At 40.1% G+C, this 18652-nt stretch carries 19 protein-coding genes and 1 rRNA gene; 12 read left to right on the top strand and 8 right to left on the bottom strand.

Annotation, left to right across the window (positions count from 1 at the left end; translation table 11 throughout):
• Nucleotides 1-4: 4 nt before the first annotated feature.
• The 3 genes from rrf (at nt 5) to PSH54_RS17255 (ending at nt 2418) form a co-directional block, all read left to right on the top strand.
• A 5S ribosomal RNA gene (rrf, locus tag PSH54_RS17265) occupies nt 5-119 on the top strand.
• 641 nt (nt 120-760) lie between these two features.
• Nucleotides 761-1954, top strand: a complete 1194-nt coding sequence (locus tag PSH54_RS17260; protein WP_273606691.1) for a hypothetical protein — start codon at nt 761-763, stop codon at nt 1952-1954.
• Nucleotides 1954-2418 carry a hypothetical protein gene (locus tag PSH54_RS17255; protein ID WP_443197780.1) on the top strand — a complete coding sequence of 155 codons (465 nt, stop codon included), beginning with the start codon at nt 1954-1956 and terminating at the stop codon, nt 2416-2418. Before PSH54_RS17260 ends, PSH54_RS17255 begins: the two co-directional genes overlap by 1 nt.
• 25 nt (nt 2419-2443) lie before the next feature.
• On the opposite strand, the gene PSH54_RS17250 is transcribed toward PSH54_RS17255, so the two are convergent.
• Nucleotides 2444-4531, bottom strand: a complete 2088-nt coding sequence (locus PSH54_RS17250) for a putative bifunctional diguanylate cyclase/phosphodiesterase (RefSeq protein ID WP_273606689.1) — start codon at nt 4529-4531, stop codon at nt 2444-2446.
• A 260-nt stretch (nt 4532-4791) separates the two neighbouring features.
• On the opposite strand from PSH54_RS17250, the gene PSH54_RS17245 reads away from it, so the two are divergent.
• The 8 genes from PSH54_RS17245 to PSH54_RS17210 all read left to right on the top strand — a co-directional run bounded on the left by PSH54_RS17245 (nt 4792) and on the right by PSH54_RS17210 (nt 10812).
• On the top strand, nt 4792-5724 hold the full coding sequence (locus PSH54_RS17245) for a hypothetical protein (protein WP_004589136.1): 933 nt from the start codon (nt 4792-4794) through the stop codon (nt 5722-5724).
• A gap of 22 nt (nt 5725-5746) precedes the next feature.
• Nucleotides 5747-6646, top strand: a complete 900-nt coding sequence (locus PSH54_RS17240) for a DUF350 domain-containing protein (RefSeq protein ID WP_004589137.1) — start codon at nt 5747-5749, stop codon at nt 6644-6646.
• 3 nt (nt 6647-6649) lie between these two features.
• Nucleotides 6650-8371: a polyamine aminopropyltransferase gene (locus tag PSH54_RS17235; RefSeq protein WP_121636773.1), complete on the top strand. Its 1722-nt coding sequence runs from the start codon at nt 6650-6652 to the stop codon at nt 8369-8371.
• A gap of 80 nt (nt 8372-8451) precedes the next feature.
• Nucleotides 8452-8865, top strand: a complete 414-nt coding sequence (locus PSH54_RS17230) for a YjfI family protein (protein ID WP_004589139.1) — start codon at nt 8452-8454, stop codon at nt 8863-8865.
• A 24-nt stretch (nt 8866-8889) separates the two neighbouring features.
• Nucleotides 8890-9582 (top strand): PspA/IM30 family protein, encoded by a 693-nt coding sequence (locus tag PSH54_RS17225; RefSeq protein ID WP_029772224.1) that lies wholly within the window; start codon nt 8890-8892, stop codon nt 9580-9582.
• A gap of 73 nt (nt 9583-9655) precedes the next feature.
• Nucleotides 9656-10294 (top strand): DUF4178 domain-containing protein, encoded by a 639-nt coding sequence (locus tag PSH54_RS17220; protein ID WP_024032119.1) that lies wholly within the window; start codon nt 9656-9658, stop codon nt 10292-10294.
• Nucleotides 10291-10611, top strand: coding sequence for a hypothetical protein (locus PSH54_RS17215; RefSeq protein ID WP_004589142.1), 321 nt, complete (start codon nt 10291-10293; stop codon nt 10609-10611). The genes PSH54_RS17220 and PSH54_RS17215 overlap by 4 nt, the downstream gene beginning before the upstream one ends.
• 15 nt (nt 10612-10626) lie before the next feature.
• Nucleotides 10627-10812: a hypothetical protein gene (locus PSH54_RS17210; protein ID WP_004589143.1), complete on the top strand. Its 186-nt coding sequence runs from the start codon at nt 10627-10629 to the stop codon at nt 10810-10812.
• Between the two features lie 20 nt (nt 10813-10832).
• Here PSH54_RS17210 and PSH54_RS17205 read toward each other — a convergent pair whose 3' ends face one another.
• The 5 genes from PSH54_RS17205 to PSH54_RS17185 form a co-directional block, all read right to left on the bottom strand.
• On the bottom strand, nt 10833-11237 hold the full coding sequence (locus PSH54_RS17205) for a hypothetical protein (protein WP_029772226.1): 405 nt from the start codon (nt 11235-11237) through the stop codon (nt 10833-10835).
• Nucleotides 11238-11247: 10 nt separating this feature from the next.
• Nucleotides 11248-11811: a hypothetical protein gene (locus PSH54_RS17200; protein ID WP_164835534.1), complete on the bottom strand. Its 564-nt coding sequence runs from the start codon at nt 11809-11811 to the stop codon at nt 11248-11250.
• Between the two features lie 68 nt (nt 11812-11879).
• A complete protein-coding gene (locus PSH54_RS17195; protein WP_273606688.1) occupies nt 11880-13256 on the bottom strand; it encodes a class II fumarate hydratase in 1377 nt (458 codons plus the stop codon).
• 10 nt (nt 13257-13266) lie between these two features.
• Nucleotides 13267-13632, bottom strand: coding sequence for a hypothetical protein (locus tag PSH54_RS17190; RefSeq protein WP_004589147.1), 366 nt, complete (start codon nt 13630-13632; stop codon nt 13267-13269).
• 101 nt (nt 13633-13733) lie between these two features.
• Complete coding sequence (locus tag PSH54_RS17185; RefSeq protein WP_004589148.1) at nt 13734-13919, bottom strand: hypothetical protein; 186 nt, start codon at nt 13917-13919, stop codon at nt 13734-13736.
• Between the two features lie 200 nt (nt 13920-14119).
• Between PSH54_RS17185 and PSH54_RS17180 the strand changes: the two genes are divergently transcribed.
• The gene (locus tag PSH54_RS17180; protein ID WP_273606687.1) at nt 14120-14710 is read left to right on the top strand and encodes a DUF938 domain-containing protein; all 591 of its coding nucleotides are present in this window, start codon (nt 14120-14122) and stop codon (nt 14708-14710) included.
• Here PSH54_RS17180 and PSH54_RS17175 read toward each other — a convergent pair.
• On the bottom strand, nt 14687-15826 hold the full coding sequence (locus PSH54_RS17175; protein ID WP_273606686.1) for a GNAT family N-acetyltransferase: 1140 nt from the start codon (nt 15824-15826) through the stop codon (nt 14687-14689). The genes PSH54_RS17180 and PSH54_RS17175 overlap by 24 nt on opposite strands.
• Nucleotides 15827-15912: 86 nt before the next feature.
• Nucleotides 15913-18633 carry an ATP-binding protein gene (locus tag PSH54_RS17170; RefSeq protein ID WP_029772230.1) on the bottom strand — a complete coding sequence of 907 codons (2721 nt, stop codon included), beginning with the start codon at nt 18631-18633 and terminating at the stop codon, nt 15913-15915.
• Nucleotides 18634-18652 lie beyond the last annotated feature (19 nt).

Genomic DNA, 18652 nt, shown 5'->3' with positions numbered 1-18652 from the left:
TTTGCTTGGTAACCATAGCGTTTTGGACCCACCTGACCCCATGCCGAACTCAGTAGTGAAACGAAACAGCGCCGATGATAGTGTAGCATTTGCTATGTGAAAGTAGGACATTGCCAGGCTCCAAATAAGAGAAACCCGTTACAGAAATGTAACGGGTTTTTTGCTGTCTGGGATTTAATAAATAGCCAGACCCATGGCTAACTCACCAGAGAAGTAAAACAGCTCGAAGGCGAGCCCGGCCAACGATAGTGTAGCATTTGCTATGTGACTCTCTACCGCTGTGGGCACTACGACATTGCCAGGCTCCAAATACAAGAAAGCCCGACTCGAAAGAGCCGGGCTTTTTTTCGTCTGCAGAAAAGTAAAAATACATTCCAGATATTATTCGCACAGTCTAGCACCACCGTAGCGTGGGTTGAGTATCACGAAACCCGCGGATAAAACACAACACAGAGCTCAAACTCTTTGTAGTAATACCAATACGCAATAATACTTAATCATTTTGCCTAGCTATCAACACGTTTTTCCACCCTCAAATAGATCACATAATTAAGCGAATTGGTATTACAGTACAAGTAAGTCTCTTTACTTAACTAATCTATTAAGATGTATAAAAATAATAGCTTATAGTTCAGAGTATTTTGATCCACACTCTTTAACTTTGACTATAGTTATACCTCATAATAATTATTCTGCAGAATTATAAAATGTCGTTACTTTTTAATATTCAGCGCTTTTTTATATAGGTTGCTGAGTGTCTATGCGAAATAAAATATTTCAGATATTCGTTTTAATCGTCAGCCTACACCATTTACCGGCTAAATCGGGTGAGTTTGATTTTTCAGGCTACGCGCGTGTTATTGGTGGTTATTTAGATGAAAAAGATGTCGAATATAGAGGCTACGACGACAGTCTTAACTTTTCACCATCAAGTTTAATAGGTCTTCAAGCTGAGTATCAGTTTAATACAAACTGGTCAGTGACAGCACAAGGGTTATTTAGATCTGATAGCACAACGGTATCTGGTGAGAGTGGACTTGAATGGCTGTATTTAACTTATACGCCCACAACAAACCTACAGATAAAAATCGGTAAGCTGCGAACCCCATTTTTTACAATGAGCGACTTCTCTGATGTAGGGTTTGCATATCCATGGATCAATCCGCCACAACAAGTATACGACACGTACTTATTTAAAACATTTAATGGTATTGATGCTATTTACAAATTTGGCTCAGATGACTTTGATATCAGTATTGAAGGGTACTATGGAGAAGAGTCGGGAAGTATTGGCATAGGCACTTTTAAAACAGGTTTTGAGGTGGATAATTTAGTGGGTGTGATAGGGAGGTTGAATATTGAAAATATAGAATTTAGGGCTTCAAGGTATAACGGTAACATAGCGTTAGATCTTAAATCGATTAACCAACTACAAGATGTTTTAGAGAATTTTAATTTTAGCCAAAGTGCGGCGTCGCTGACAACGCAGGGCAGTGCGCATGCAGATCAATTTGGTGTTATTTATGATAATTTAGATTATTTTTTTAGAGGTGAATGGGTAAAGATTAAAACACAGTTAGATATAATTCCGACTATACGAAGCTATTACTTAACCGTAGGCTATAACAATGCACCTTTTACTTATCATTTAACCTTTGCAGACAGCGATGTAGAAATTAATGCCAATCAGAATGAAATCCCTATTGGTGCTAATGTAGAGCTTGATCAGCTGGCACAGGCTTATAACAGCGTGTTTGCAGAGTCGGCACCCGACTCACTAAAAACATGGACACTTGGTATACGATGGGATGTGCTACCTAATCTGGCATTAAAGGCGGAAGTATCTGCTTTAGAGGGCGATGAGGTTAGTAATTCTTTTTTTGTTATCCCTGAGGATGTTAGCTTTAATAGAAAAACGAATCTTTACCTTATTGGCTTAGATTGGGTATTTTGATGATGTACTCTAAGTTAACTTACGTGATTAGACATATAATACTGCTGTGTATTTTTACTTGGTCATTATTGTTTATTAGCGTACAAGCCTACGCGGATAATAGCCACACCACTAAAGTGATCATTGTTGTTAATACGGCCAATAAAAACTTAGCTTTGAGTAAGCAGCAAGTTCGCCATATTTATATGGGCGGCGCGATGAGTCGTCAATTTAAAGCAGTAAATTTACCCGCCGGAAACCCGTTACGAATCGACTTTAATACGAAATTGGTTGGCTTAACCGAATCCAGAATTCAGGCTTATTGGGCTCAGATGAGATTTACAGGGCGTAGCAAGCCACCCTTAGAGTTTAGCTCGACTAAAGAAATTATTGCGTATTTATTGAAAGAAGAAAATGCAGTTGCTTATTTACCTGCTGATACAAAAATTCCGGACGAGCTAACTGTTGTAACGCTAACGCCTTAATTTATGGTTAACTAGTAGCGCTGATTTATTTTAAAGTTAGCGCTTTAAATGCCTCTTTTGCTTGGGCTTTAGCTGCTGGAATGTGTGCTATGGCTACAGGCTTTGCAAAATAATACCCTTGCATTTCATCACTGCCATTTTTAATTAGGTAGTTAGCTTGGCTGGCTGTTTCTATACCCTCACTACATACTTTTAAACCTAGGCGTTTACTTAAATCGAGTATGGCCTTTAATACCGCCGCATCCTTTTCTGAGCTGTCAAATTGATTAACGAACATACGGTCAATTTTGATGGTATCGATATCTATTTTTGTCAGGTAGCTTAGCGATGAATAACCCGTTCCAAAATCATCAAGGGCTATAGACCCGCCCATTTGTTTTATTTGATTAAAGAATTCATTGGAGTTTTCAAAATTATCGAGATAGCTTGATTCGGTTATTTCAAACTGGATATTTCCAATGTCGACGTTGTATTTAACCAGTTTATTTTTTACAACATCAATAAAGTGATTATCTTTAAGATCATGGCTCGATAGATTTAAAGAAACGAGTACATGGTTACCTATAGTTTGCTTTAGTGTGGGTAAATCTTGAAATACCCTGGAGACAACCCACTGCGTGATTGCTTTTATTTTACCTGCTTGCTCTGCAATGGGTATGAATTCGCCTGGTGAAATAAAGCCAAGCTCTTCACTGTGCCACCTAATAAGGGCTTCAAGGCCATTAGCCTCACCATTGGCAGCTATTTTTAACTGATACACAACTTCAAACTCATTTTGCGCAATTGCATGACTAATTAAATTAGCCACTTGAGCCATTCGCTTGCTGTTTTCTAACATTTTTCTATGGAAAACAGTGTACGACCCTTTACCTTTTTCTTTTGAGGCATACATTGCGATGTCTGCATTACTAATCAATGTATTAATGTCAAACTCGGCCTCTTTAGCATGGGCAATACCAATACTTACCCCGGTGGGTATATCCCACTGGTTAATAGTAAAAGGCGTTAGCATTGAGCTGATAATTTGCTCCGCAATATTAATAACGTCGGTGTAATTATTTATATTACGCAGCATTATTAAAAACTCATCACCCCCTAAGCGTGCAATAACATCGTTTTCGCGTAAGTGCTTTTTAATATTACTGGCTACCGCCTTTAAAAGTAGGTCGCCCGTTTCATGGCCAAGTGTATCGTTAACACCTTTAAAGCTATCTACGTCAAAAAACATAATTGCTATATCTTGATGATTATTTTTACAGCGCGTTAATTCTTCTTTTAGTAAGCCCATAATAAACATGCGATTAGGTAAGCCAGTTAATATATCGAAGTTAGCTAAGTGCTCCATTGATTGCTTTTGCTTTAATAGTTGTGCGGTGTTTTTTTGATTAGTGAGCACTTGGGCATTAATAGTGTTAAGTAAGTTATTAATATCTTTGCCAAGTTGCGATACTTCGTCGTTGCCTGAGCCCTGGTATTGGAGTTGATAGTTAGTTGTTTTTTCTACTTTTTGTGTGAATTTAGAAAGTTTTAATAGCGGGCTTAATAAATGTTGGTATATCCAAAAAGAGATGATGATGGTGATCACGATACTAAAAATAACGATAGGGGCTGCACTATAAAATAAGCTCGCTTTGCTTTCATTGAGGGGCTTATTAAAATCCTGAACAATTAATAGGTAGCCTATAGGGAACTGCTCCTCACCAATTGTTTTTAAGGCAACTAAGCCTTGATTAGTAACACTGACGGTACGGGGCAAACTTTGCGGTTTGATACCCTTTAGCTGTGGAGAAAAATCCTCGAACTTTAAGTAATTAGGGTGCACGTAGGACTGTATTAGCTGCCAATTACTATCAAATACATTTACAAACTTTATGTGCTCGTACCTATCTAACCCCAAAAGCTCAGTTGTAATAGAAAATAAATCTATCTCTTGCGACATAACACGTAACAAATTATCTGAAATATTTGATGACATAGCATCGAGGTTTTCTTCAACTGATTGGCGGTATAAATCCTCGTGCTCATTAATAGCTAAATAAAAAACAAAACTAGCGCTTAGTACGATTAGACAAGTCGTAATAATAATAAATTTGTTACGAATACTATGAAACATTTAGCCAAATCCCTTCTTACTGTCATGCTCTTTCACTAAAAGAGTTATTACTTATTGTTGTTATTTATTAATAGAAGGCTTACGCGTAGCGCTGATGTTACTTACTAAATTTGTAAGTAAAAGAATGTGTTTAAATTCATAGAGTAACTATAGCTGGTTATTTTATTTTAGGCAGACTTACTTTGTTGCAATTTCATTCTTGGCTTAATAAGTGACCTGTGTAAGACTAATGCGGTTATTTATTAAATCAGGTGACATGAATGTCGAATATAAAAGCTTGGAAACTTATGAGCCTGTTTTGTTTGTTTGCAGTGCTTATGGGTTGTCAATCTAAAGAAGAGCAACTACAACAAACAATTCAAGAGTCTATTAAAAAGGCAGATGTTGAGCTTGCACAGCTTGGTACCGCGCTTGATAATGGGACTATACGTAATGCTGTATTGCTTAAAGAATATGGCAAACTCCTTAAACAGCAACAGCCAGAACTTAGTCAGGTTGTTGATGTAATTACCCTTGATGCTACAAGGCAGGGTGCCCTTTACAGTGGTTTAACACAACGACTTAAAGATATTAAAGGCACTTATTTAATCCCTCCTTACGAAGATACGCTACACAGTATTGATTTACTACGTGAGGCGGCTAAGCCTACGCTGTTTTCTGATGCGTTAACGGACCCGATTAATATGCTAGCGGATATGTCTAAGGGCAGCCTTGCGCGCGTTGGTGCTATTAGTAAAGAGGCAGAGGGCGCAGGCGAGGGTAATCAATTGGTGGGCAACCCTAATTACGGTAACTGGCAAACTAATAGTAATGGTATTAGCTTTTGGCAGTGGTATGGCATGTACCGTATTTTAGGCGATGTATTTGACCGTGTTGAATACGGACGTTGGAGCAGCCGCCGTAAATATAGCTATTACAACGATTACGGCCGCTATCGTTACTCAAGCCCTAAACAAATTAAAACGCAAAGTGCTTTAGAAACGCGTACGCGTCAATCGTACCAACGCCAAGGCAAACAGTTTACTAGCCCTTATGCGAGCAAAAAAACGGGTGCCTCGGGTTTAAGCCGCAGTAGTTATACACCGCCTAAAAGCCGCAGTAGTTACTCGCGTTCGAGTAGTTATAGCAACAGCTCTGGATCGGTACGCAATAGCGGTAGCAGAACCTCTCGTGGCGTGAGCCGTGGTAAGTAAAGAATAAGTTGGAGTTAGAAATATGTACGAATTTAATGGAATAACTACGTGGTCGCTACAAGCTTTGGCGATTGATTTTGCAATTATCGTGTTGTTATTTGTAAGCCTGAAATACATTAAGGGCTGGGTTTCAAACCTTCATGCAAATGACGAAATAACAGAACGCGATAACTTTGCTTTTGGTATTAGCTTTGCGGCAGGCTTAGTTGCACTTGCCATTGTATTAACGGGTGTGAGTAGTGGCGCCTTTGCTGCGTCGTTACAACAAGAAGCCCTGCAAATGCTAGGCTATGGTGTATTAGCCATTGTACTGATTAAATTAGGCCACTTTTTTCAAGACAAGGTCGCGCTTCGCAAAGTCAGCCTGCACGACGAAATTGTAAAAGGTAATGTAACAGCCTCTATTATCGACTTTGGTCATGTAGTGAGTGTGGCTATTGTGATTCGCTCTGCACTTTTATGGGTAGCAACAGAGGGTTGGCACGGGCTGCCTATCGTTATTGCTGCCTTTATTATTGGCAGTGTTGCACTACTGCTTGTAAGCCAATACCGCGTACAATTATTTAAGCGTACCAATAAAAGCGGTGATTGTTTACAACAAGCCATTATTGATGGCAATTTAGCTGTAGGTATACGCTACGCAGGCTTTTTAGTAGGAAGTGCCTTAGCTATTACAGCGGCATCAGGTATTGCACCGTATGCGGCCGATAACATTAATGCTAGCCTGCTTTATTGGGCTATTAGCGCGATTGTAAGTTTAGTGGCATTCATCATTTTGCATTTAATCACCATCAAAATAATTTTATCAGGTTGTGATATTTCAGATGAAGTTAACCGTCAGAAAAATGTAGGTGTAGGTGCTATTTCTGCTGCAGTGTCGTTTGCTGTCGGTATTACTATGGCAACCTTACTAGGCGCATAATCAGTGTCATCAACTACAACTAGCCCAAGTAAATCACGTTTACTTGGGCACGATATTTTACTAATAACTGTTATGGCCGTACTCGCTGGGTGCGGCCTTATTTATGAATACTTACTTTCGCATTACGCAGGGCGGGTACTGGGCTCTGTAGAGAGTGCTATCTATGCCATGATTGGCACAATGATAGTTGCCATGGGCTTAGGCGCATTTTTAGCCCGTTGGTTTAAAGATGCCTTTACCGCCTTTGCTTGGCTTGAAAGTATTATTGCCCTGGTTGGCATGGGCTGTATTCTGGCAATAGCCGGTGTAATTGCTGTAAGTTATTCACTTCCTCATTTGTTTTCTAGTATTTTTAATTTACCTCCAGATGTTGTGCTCAATGGCTATGTATTTCAAAAGCTGCAAGAGTGGTCACGCTTTTTACCTTATGTGTTTGGTTTAGTACTGGGTTTATTTATTGGTATGGAAATACCGCTTATTGCGCGTATTCGCCAACATGTGTACGGGCGTTTTTTAGAAAACAATGCAGGCACTATTTATGGTGCCGATTATATTGGCGCGGGTATTGGTGCGGCTATTTGGGTAAGCATTATGCTGGCGATGCCTATAATGCAAGCTGCAGCGTGGACAGCTCTTTTTAATATACTGGCAGGGCTCGCCTTTTTATGGCGCTACCATGCTCATGTGCGCTTTGCTAAGGCACTTCTGATCTGCCATATAGTGTTACTGGCACTGTTTGGGTTTATTTTAGTGATGGGAAGTAGCTGGATGAACAGCTTAAGTAATGTACTTTATAAAGATAAAGTTATTTACTCACAAGCAACTAAATACCAGCATGTAGTATTAACCGAGCGCTTAAGTAAAAACCAGCCAGCGCCTATTACCGACTTGTATTTAAATGGGCGTTTACAGTTCTCGAGTATTGATGAGCAAATATATCATTCAATGCTGGTGTATCCGGCAATGCTCGCATCAAACCGGCACGATAGCGTATTAATTATTGGTGGTGGCGACGGGCTTGCCCTTAGAGATGTTTTAAAGTGGCCAGTGAACGACGTAACGTTAATTGATTTAGATGCACAGCTGCTTAATTTATTTGGCCATAAAGACGGTGATTTTACAGCGCCTGAGTCTATAAGTAAGCGGTTATTAGCGCTAAATAAACAATCGATGTTAGACCCACGCGCCAATATTATTGTGGGAGATGCGTTTTTAGAGGTTGAAAGGCTCCTTGATCAAGGTAAGCAATTTGACACTATTTTAATTGACTTGCCGGACCCTAATCATCCCGATTTAAACAAAATGTACAGCGACTATTTTTATAACCATGTACGTCAATTGTTAGCTTCCGATGGCGCAATGGCTGTGCAGTCTACCTCGCCTTATCATGCCAAAAAAGCATTTTTAAGTATTGCTAAAACGGTAAAAGCGGCGGGTTTTGATTATGTTGAGCAGTACCAGCAAAATATTCCTTCGTTTGGGCAATGGGGGTGGACAATAGCCACTAAAATGGGTCAACCAGCCAGTGGGCGAATTAAAAATATAAGCGCTATGCCGGTGCCATCAAGGTGGGTAAGTAAAGAATATTTATTAGCCAGCTTTGTATTTCCTAACCAGTATTTTGAACAAGTTAAAAGTATTGAGGTCAATAGGTTAGGTTCGGGCCAGCTATATGATTACTACCGTAATGCGTGGCAGATAGAAAGCGAATTGTATAAAAATTAATAAAACATGGTTGACATAATATGTCGGCCATGCGAATCTTAACTCAGACATAATATGTCAAACAGCAAAAAGGCAGAGACATGGAATTAAATGAACTTTCAATAAAATTAGCTTCTTTTGAAACAGAAGGCGCTAACTTTGAGTCTTTCTTGATTGCCAACCCTGGTGAACAAGATGTTTTACAAGTCATAGTTGATGGAAACGATGAGCTTCCAATTTTTGTTACGCAAACACAAGAGCAGTTGTTATGTATTAGCTACTTGTTTGGCGAAGATGAAGTAAAAAGTGAATTACGCAACGAGTTAAACGAAACACTACTACGTTTAAACGTGCCAATTCCACTGAGTGCATTTGCTAAAATCGATAACAAATACGCGATTTTTGGTGCACTGTCGGTAAATTCATCATTAGATGATATTACCCACGAACTAGTGACACTAGCTGACAACGCTATTGACGCACTAGAAGCCGTGACCTTGTATTTAAACGATTAGTAACTAGTTAGTGGAGTTAAGATTATGAGTATATTAAAAAAATTATTTACAGCAGTACGTGGCGGCGCGCGTGAAGCGGGCGAAGCAATTGTAGATGCAAACGGCATTCGTATTTTTGAACAAGAAATAGCAGATGCGCAAAATGCACTTAATCGTGCTAAAAAGAGCCTTACAGAAGTAATGGCTAAAGAAATGCAAACTAAGCGTAAAATTAGCGCAGTTGATGCATCAATTGCTGAGCACGAAGCATATGCAGGTCAAGCACTGGAAAAAGGTAACGAAGCCTTAGCATTAGAAATTGCCGAAAAAATTGGCGACTTTGAAGCTGAAAAAGCTGAAAATGAGCAAGTATTAGCAGGTTTTAGCAATCATATTGTAGCGCTTAAACAACAAGTTAAAGACGCTGAAAAGTCGATTAAAGAAAACCAACGTCAGCTTACTATGGTTAAAACCACAGAAAGCGTACAGCAAGCAACAATGGCGGTTAACAGCACGCTTAATACCAATAGCTCGTCTATGACATCGGCTCGTCAGTCGCTTGAGCGTATTAAGCAGCGCCAGCAAGATCGTAGTGACCAGTTAGGCGCTGCTAAGCAACTTGAGTCAGATACAAATGGCGACGATTTAAAAGCAAAAATGGCTGAAGCCGGTATTGGCGATACAAGCCCAAAAAGTGCTGATATTTTAGCGCGCATTAAAGCCAAGCAAAACGGCTAATAGTTCGTACATTTATAATAAAAGGTAATTAAGCGTGGCTTAGTTACCTTTTTTGCTTAAGGGATGCCTCACTATGTTTAATTTTTTCAAATCAAAAAAAGAGCCAGAACGTCAGCTTAACCATGCAAGTGAGCTTAAAAAAGGTGACATGTTTAGCGTTATCGATTCATTTGCGTATCCGTCGTGGTTAAAAGGGCAAACGCTGCGTGTTATTGATATTCAAACCTATCAATATCAGCACAGTAGTGATACTGAGTTTGTGCTTGAGACGAACAGCGGACAGGTGGTATTTTTACAAATTGAGCAAGATGATGGCGAGCAGTGGGCTAATTTTTCAATCAAAATTCAGCGTGACGACGTAGAGCAAATATTTGGGCTAGACGAATTTGCACGTATTTTTGATGAAGAGTCGTTAACTCATATACAGGTGCAAAATACGCCAGAGCAGTTTATGCAGTTTTTAGCTAAAAGCTATCAGCAAAGTGAATCGCCTTATGTGTGCTACTTCCATAACAAAGATTTTCGTGGCCAGTCATTACCGCGCTATGAGCAAGAGGGTGGCGAACCTTGTGAAATGATTTGCTTAGCATCGCCAGACGAAGGGCATGGCTTAAATATTGAAATATGGGATGGCGGTGAGACCGAAGTGTCACTAACGCTAACACGCCCAATTACCGATATAGTCGACTTGTTTCCAGGAGATGCGAAGTGAGTGATGCTAAAGACAAGTGGTTACGTCAAGAGCAAGCCGTGCGTGCCACACAAATGGCATTTGATTTAAGCAGCGAAGTACAAAAGTCGATAAAAAAGCAGGCCATTGACCAAGAGCTTACGCCCTCAGATATGATCCGTAAAATTTTAGGCTTAGATGTGAAATCTAAAAAAACACGTCAGCGCCTATCGTTTAATTTAAACGATGATGAAATAGCCCAACTTGCAACACGATTTAATGTCCAAAGTGATGATAAGCGAGCCGTAAAGCAACAAGTAGCAGAGTTATTAATTGCTCATACTAAAAACACTAAGTAGTTAATTTAGATTTATATGAATATTATTTTAATTGCTTACTTAATTATTTTTGCTTTGTTTGGCACAGCTGCAAGTTACTTTGTGCGATTTATTTATGCGTACTGGGTAAAAAAAGAAATGCCAATGAAATACATTGTTAAAGCAGGAATTTGTGTGGTGTTGGTGGTGGTTATTTCAGCGTTAATACCTTTTATAGGTTAACGCTGAAATTGGCGTTTGCGCTATTTTATATCAAATGCCTGGCATTGCTGATTAATACACAGGGTTTGTACCTCAAGTACCGGCGAGCAATCGGTTAAACCTTGCGCTTTGTTTTGCGCTTTTTGTTGTTGTGTAATTTTTTGGGCAACTTCTTCGGCGTGCTCTTGAGAGGTATTAAGTGTTGAATACACAACATACTTACTTGGCCCACCACATGCTCGTGCACCTACTTCGAGTACCTTACATTGAAAGCTTGCGGTGCAACTATTATCACTAACAATGTTATTAAGATCGTAGTTCAAGTCAGACAAATTCTGATTTTGCTCAGTACTTGATGATGTGCTTGCACAGCCGCTAAGTAATAGCATAGCGCTGGTGGCAACACTCACAATTGATAATTTAATTGCTGATGGTAAACAACTCATAACCTTGTCCTTAAAATACACTTACCGCTGAACCTTCAAGTTTAACACATTTATTTTCAACACACTGCGTGCTTGGCGAAGTTAAATGCTGGCACGTGCTCATCATTTCATTTTGTGTGTTGTAGGCTTTTTCAAGCGTTGTTATTTGCTTTGCAAGCGAACTGACTTGCCCCTCTTTAGCTGATTTTGTTGAGTAAACAACATAATCACTTGGTCCGCCGCAAGCTTTGCTTCCTACAGGCATAACCTTACATTGTGCAGAGGTATCGCACTGTGTATTGGCAATTAACGTATTAAGCTCGCTTTTTGCGGTTTTAATGTCGTTAAGTGATACTGCTTTTAAAGCGGTTTTTATGGGTTGCGATGCATCAGTAGGGTTTTTGTGCTTGTTTTCACTGCTGGTTTGTTGAGGTACTTCTTTATGCGGTACTTCTTTAAGCTCGTTCACCGAGTTAGTTGGTGCATCTTGCGATGTTGTTTCGAGGCATGCAGTTAAACAAAGTGGTAAAAGTAGGGCTAACAGTGGAGTACGCATAACAAACCTTGATAGTGATGAATTATTCATCACTATCATACACGGTGCATTTTTAACGGCAATAAAAACTATATTATCAAGTAATTAAAGCCGTTTTAGATTTATCTTTATAAACCGCCTTGGGTAAGTTTAGTGGGGTTAAGCAGTGTTTCTAATTCACTGCGTGGAAGGTCGGTTTCTTGCTCTGCGACATCAATTATTGGGCGGGCTTCTTTGTAGGCTTGCTTAGCTATTTTGGCTGCTTTTTCGTAACCGATCACCGGGTTAAGCGCAGTCACTAAAATAGGATTTTTGGCCAGTGCTTTATCAATATTGGTTTGGTTTACTTTAAAACTCGCAATGGCTTTATCTGCCAATGCTTGGGCGCTATTAGCAAGTAGCTCAATGCTTTGTAAAATATTGTGCGCAATAACAGGTAGCATTACGTTTAGCTCAAAATTACCGGCTTGGCCTGCCACAGTGATGGTTGCATCGTTACCTATAACTTGAGCGCTTACCATGGCTGCCGCTTCTGGGATCACCGGGTTTACTTTACCCGGCATAATCGATGAGCCTGGTTGCAGTGCTTCAAGCTCTATTTCGCCAAGCCCGGCGAGTGGGCCTGAGTTCATCCAGCGTAAGTCATTGGCTATTTTCATTTGCGCTACAGCGAGTACTTTTAACTGACCTGAGAGCGCTACAATGGCATCTTGCGAGCCAATATTGTAAAAAAAGTTACTGCTTGGCTTAAAGCTTATACCCACATTAGCGCTTAAGTTTTTAGCAAACTTTGAGGCAAATTCGCCATCAGCATTAATACCCGTGCCAACAGCTGTCCCGCCTTGGGCAAGCTCACATACTCGCTCTAAGCTATGGCGAATACCGGAAGCTGCATTATTTACTTGTGATTGCCACGCGCTTAGCGTTTGCTCAAACGTAACGGGCATGGCATCCATTAAATGCGTACGGCCTGTTTTAACTATTTTGCCAACGTCTGCCTTTTTTTGCTCTAAACTCTGCGATAGTTTTTCAAGAGATGGCAGTAATTCATAAACCACGTTAATAGCACTACTTAGTGCAATGGCTGTAGGCACTACATCGTTAGAGCTTTGCCCCATATTTACATCATCGTTGGGGTGAACTGGCTCATTACCAATGCGGGTTGCAAGCGTTGCGATAACTTCATTAGCGTTCATGTTCGAGCTGGTGCCTGAGCCAGTTTGGAAAATATCAACCGGGAAGTGCTCGTAATGCTCGCCATCAATAATTTGTTGGCATGCTTGCTCAATAGCGTTGGCTTTACTTTTACTTAAGTGATTTAGCTCAAAGTTACTTTGTGCTGCAGCTTGCTTAATGTATGCAAGCGCTGTTACAAACTGTTTTGGCATAGTTAAACCGCTAATAGCAAAGTTGTTAACTGCACGCTGGGTTTGCGCTTGGTATAGCGCATCACTAGGGACCTGTAATTCACCCATGCTGTCGGATTCGGTTCTAAAATTGCTCATAAGTCGCTCCTTAAAAAGGGTTAAATTCGTGACTGAGTACGCGAGCTTCGCGCTCAAGTTTTAAAAATTTTTCAGTATCGTTATGTGCATAGTAAAAGCGTTTTAATGCCAATAAGGGTTTATATAATTGCTCAAGGCACTGCTTACGAATGGCATTGTGTATTAGAGGGTCGCACATTTTATTGATAATTTCATGGTGAGTGCGTAATAAATATAACTCTTGTAGTAAGGGGTTACGCTGTTTTTCAAAGCTTTTAGCAACGTTTAAAGCGGTTTCTATGTAGTGAGCTACCACCATAGGCGCATGTAAGCCTGGGCGTAAGCAGTTACAAGCAAGTTCATGATGATAAGGCTGTAATGCCTGAAAGGGAGACATAAAAAAACCGACTCAAGTTAACGATAATAGTTATCATTACATTTAATCGGTTTCAGTGTAAACAGTTATTATAAAAATTATTTGCAGCGTTTAATTGAGTATCAATTATAGCCAAGAATGAATATTTGGTCTGTTTCATGTTTTTTTAGCGCCTGTTGATTTTGGTTACAGTGAGAAAGTAAGTCGATTACAGTGGCTCTACTATCACAGGTGCTACTTGGTTTTTCGGTGCTTTTTTCTGTCACTGAGACCACAGCGTCTACAGCGGTGTAAGGGGGAGTATGCATAATTTTATCCTCGTATTTAATATTGGTAATACACCCTACTTAGGGTTGATTTAATTAAAGCATAATACATACCATCGTCTTATTTTTGTTTTAGTGCCATGAATTAACTCACTTTTATAAATTATCTATAAAACTTTAATTGTTCAGTGCCATTTTTTTGCGTTAATGTTGTGCAATAAGTTTCAATATTGGTGCAGGTCATGATCAAACCTTTCTCACAAGCGTGTGAAAACAATAAGGGTCCTATTTTAGAAGTGCTTAAAACGGTTTTTAATAAGACAGAATCGGTACTCGAAGTAGGCTCGGGTACGGGGCAGCATAGTGTGTTTTTTGCTGAGCAATTACCGCATTTACAGTGGTATACAAGTGATCGCCGTATAAACCATGAGGGCATAAATTTATGGCATAAGGAGGCAAATTTAACTAATTTACACGGCCCTCTTGAGCTTGATTTGAATTATGCATGGCCGATAAATAACGTAGATGCCATTTACACAGCAAATACGTTTCATATTGTAAGTTGGCAGTTGGTTGAGCAATTTTTTAAAGGGGTTTCAACGCACTTAGCAAGCCAGGGAGTCGTGTGTATTTATGGCCCTTTCAAATACCAAGGGCAGTTTACAAGTGCAAGTAATGAAGAGTTCGATCGCTTTTTAACACAGCGTGACCCATTTAGCGGTATTCGTGATTTTGAGGCCATAGAGCAATTAGCAAGGCATGCTGGCCTTACACTCATAAGTGATACAGCTATGCCAGCTAACAATCAGTTATTGGTTTTTAAACGGCAGTAAATCAGCGCACTGAGTTTTATAAATTGTCATATGTTGGCGTTCTCGCTTTAGGTAGTCGTTTATTGCTGCTCTGAAGTCGGGTTCAACAATATAGTGGCTAGAGTAGGTAAAAACAGGCTCAAACCCACGAGGTATTTTATGCTCACCTTGAGCGCCTGAGTGAAAGCAATGTAAGTTATGCTTAATCGCAAATTCAATCCCTTGGTAGTAACACAGCTCAAAATGAAGGGAGTCTATTTCTTCGCTGGCGCCCCAATAGCGGCCATACAAGGTGTTTTCACCTTGTAAGCTTAGCGTTGCTGCCACTATTTTGTTGTCTTTTTTGGCAAGCATAATAATTAGCTGATCGCCCATTAGCGCCTGTAATAAAGTAAAAAACTCAATATTTAAATACCCTAAATGCCCAGAACGTTTTAAATAAGTACGCTGATAAAACTCACAAAATAGCTGCATTGTTTCAGGGCTTAGGTGCGAGCCTTGCAGCCATTCAATGGTAATATTTTGCTGTGCTATTTTAGCTCGCTCTTTTTTTAGCGTTTTTCGTTTGCGTGCGGTGAGTGTATTTAAAAAATCGTCAAAGGTTTTAAAGCCTTTATTAAACCATTGAAACTGCACGCCTACGCGCTGCATTATATCGTCAGTACACAGGGCTTGAGCTTGAACCTTTGGGCAAAAGTTAACATGCCAGCCAGACCAACCTTGCTCCACACTCGTTAAATTTAATTGCTTTTTTATGTACTCGTATACGCTTTGTGTATTCGTATGTGCAATGGCAATACGCTGGCCTTCAATGGGGCTAAAAGGTACACCGCTTAGCCATTTAGGATAATAGGCTAATCCGTGTTGCTCGTAGGCTTCTGCCCATGCCCAATCAAAAACATACTCTCCGTAAGAGTGGCTTTTTAAATACCCAGGGGCGAGTGCGATTAGTTTATCAGCTTCATAAACCGCTAAGTGCTGAGGCTGCCAGCCTGTCTCTTTGTTTACACAGTGGCTTTGCTCTAATGCATATAAAAATGCATGGCGGGTAAAAGGTTCATTACCGAATAAACGAGTCCATTCGTGTACGTCTATTTGGTTAATATCACTAAACCATTGGTGGGTAAAAGTGGCCATTACTGCTTACCTTGGGCTGCTTTATCGTGGGTGGTGGCGTTTTAAACTAAGTTAACACAAGTGCATTTATTTAGCGCATTATTGTATTAGGGCTCTTCAATTTCGGCATATTGGGCTAAGCACGCGGTTAGCTTAACCAGTTCTAGCGGTTTTGCAAGATGCTGATTAAAACCAACGGCTTGAGCATGGGCTTTATCCTCAGGCATAACATCGGCGGTCAGCGCAATAATGGGCAACTCTACCTCACTTTTAAATTGCCTAATTAGGGCGGTGGCTCTGTAACCATCCATTATTGGCATTTGGCAGTCCATTAAAATTAAGTCAAAGTGTTGCTCTTTTGCTATATCTACTGCCGCTTCACCATTTTCGACAAGATGGGCAACAATACCTAATGAGCCTAGCATGGCTTTAATTACCATTTGGTTTACCGGGTTATCTTCTGCTACTAGCACTTTTAAGGCCGCCAATTTAGTACCCGAGTATACAAGCTCGGCTTGCTCTTGTACTGGGCTGGTGCGAAGCTCAACGTCAAATTTAAACGTAGAGCCAACGTTTGGTTCGCTCTGTAATGTGACGTTACCGCCCATTAATTTACTGAGCTCTTTTACGACAGTTAAGCCCAGGCCTGTGCCACCGTATCGCCTTGATGTTGAGTCGTCTGCTTGGGTAAAGGCACTAAATAGCTTGGACTGCTGGGTAGGCTTTATGCCAATACCCGTATCTGTAACGGTTACGGTAATTTTAACTTTGTCAGTACTGATAAACTCTCCGCCAAAGTCTACATTTACTTTGCCTTGCTCTGTAAATTTTATTGCGTTGCTGCAAAGGTTTAGCACTACTTGCTCAAAGCGTAAAGGGTCGCCTACATACCAAGTATCTACCGGAAGATGACTGCTAACCTGCCAGCCAATGCCTTTATTGGCTGCACTGGCCTCAAACATTGTGTTAATACGCTTTATAATTGCATGAAGGTCAAACGCTGTGCTTTCTAGCTTAAGCTTATGTGATTCAATTTTTGAAATATCAAGTATGTCGTTAATCAGGTTTAGTAAGCTTTTAGATGAAGAGTTTATTTTGTCTAAGTAACCAATAAGAGTGTGTGCGTTGTCTTCTTTGCGCGCTAATGATGAAAAGCCAATAACTGCATTTAATGGTGTGCGTATTTCATGGCTCATATTGGCTAAAAATCGGCTTTTAGCCTGATTAGCTAAGTCAGATTGCTTTTTAGCTTGCGCAAGCGAATGGGTGCGCTCTGCGACTTTTCGGGTAAGGGCAATTTGTTGCTGATTAAAAAGCAGTAAAACAATTAAAATTAAAGCGCATACCACCAATTGCAAGGCCATTAAATACAGTGTTAATTGGTTATTATGGGGGGCAAGGTATTTTTCTTTTAAGGCTAAATGTGCATTCCATATTTGCCCACCAAAGCTGAGTTTTAGTTTCATAACACGGCTGCCCTGAGCAATATTTAAACTTTTGCCGTAGTTACTATAAAATGCGGGCTTATTTACATCTTCATAGAGCGCAATAGAAAACATCTCTGATTGTTGCTCGTTAATCGCTTGCTCAATAATATTACGCACTAAAAACACACCTGTTGCGTACCCCTTTATAATAGCTTTTTGCTGTTGTTGTTCGTACACGGGGGCAAATAGCAGATAGGCAGGCTCAGGCTCAGCTGTTTGCACTAACTGAATAATTTTAGTGCTGACTGGCTGATACCTAATTGCAGGGTTTACTAGCGATGCTTTTCTGTCTGGGTTTGAATACACATTAAAACCAACCGCTTTTTGGTTGCCATTAAAAGGAGCAATGTATTTAACGATGACCATAGGATCGTCTGGCTCAAGGGGCTCGCCGACAATTTCAAAGTCTAGGTGGTATATATCGGCAACTTCTTGGGTAAACGAAGCTCGCTCACTTTGCGCTATTTTTTGATTCCACGAAAGCGCTTTAATAAACGAATGCTGTGCCAGTAACTCGCTGGCGTAGGCGTAAAAGTCTTGTTGGTTTAAATCAGGGTTAGATTGTACTTGGCTGGCTAAGCTTTGCACCGCTATTAAACTTTGGTTGATGTAGCGATATAAGCTATTTTCAATAATGTGAGCTTCTCGCTCGGCGACTTTAACGGTATTTTGTCTGTTTTCTTGGTTATAAAGCTGAGTAGTTACTGCAACAGATACAAATAAAATACTACATACCGCTAACGTAGGCAGCGGCGATATAGGCCTATTTTGCCCCTTAAACTGAGTAAGCACCAATAGCAGAGGAGTGGCAATAATTACGCCTAATGAGTCTCCTAGCCACCAAAATAACACATTTTGCCAATGATCTTTAATATCGTATGCGGAGTTAAATTGGCTCAGCGCAAAAACCCCAAAATTTGCTGAAATTAAACTAACCGCAATGCCCACAACAAAAATAAAATAAATGATACTTGCGCGTTTTTTAAAATACAGCGGGTGTCCAAGCCAATATTTAAGTAAACCAGCCCCCACCATTGCCTGCAATACAATGCCAATAGCAATATACATGGCTTGGCTGAAGGTATTGCCAACCAACACCATATCGTGAGCTGTGCTGTCAAAAATATTAAAGTTAAAAGCAAAGGCTGCTATAAAAAGCGCTGGAATGAAGCGCCACCACCACATATAGCATCCAACTAAGGCAATGCCTGCAGGCAACCATACCGGGATAATTTGAGTATTAAAGGCGAGTTTAGTGAGTGAAATACCAATTAAAAAGTACGCTAATGAAAAAATTATGTAAAAGATAACTGAATGATATTTTGAGTTAAAATTTTTCACATAGCTCCCTGACTTTTTA

It is taken from the genome of Pseudoalteromonas sp. Angola-30 (assembly GCF_028599215.1).
GTDB classification, from domain to species: domain Bacteria; phylum Pseudomonadota; class Gammaproteobacteria; order Enterobacterales; family Alteromonadaceae; genus Pseudoalteromonas; species Pseudoalteromonas atlantica.
The sequence above is the reverse complement of the archived record's forward strand: the minus strand, read 5'-3'. Positions and strand labels throughout refer to the sequence as shown.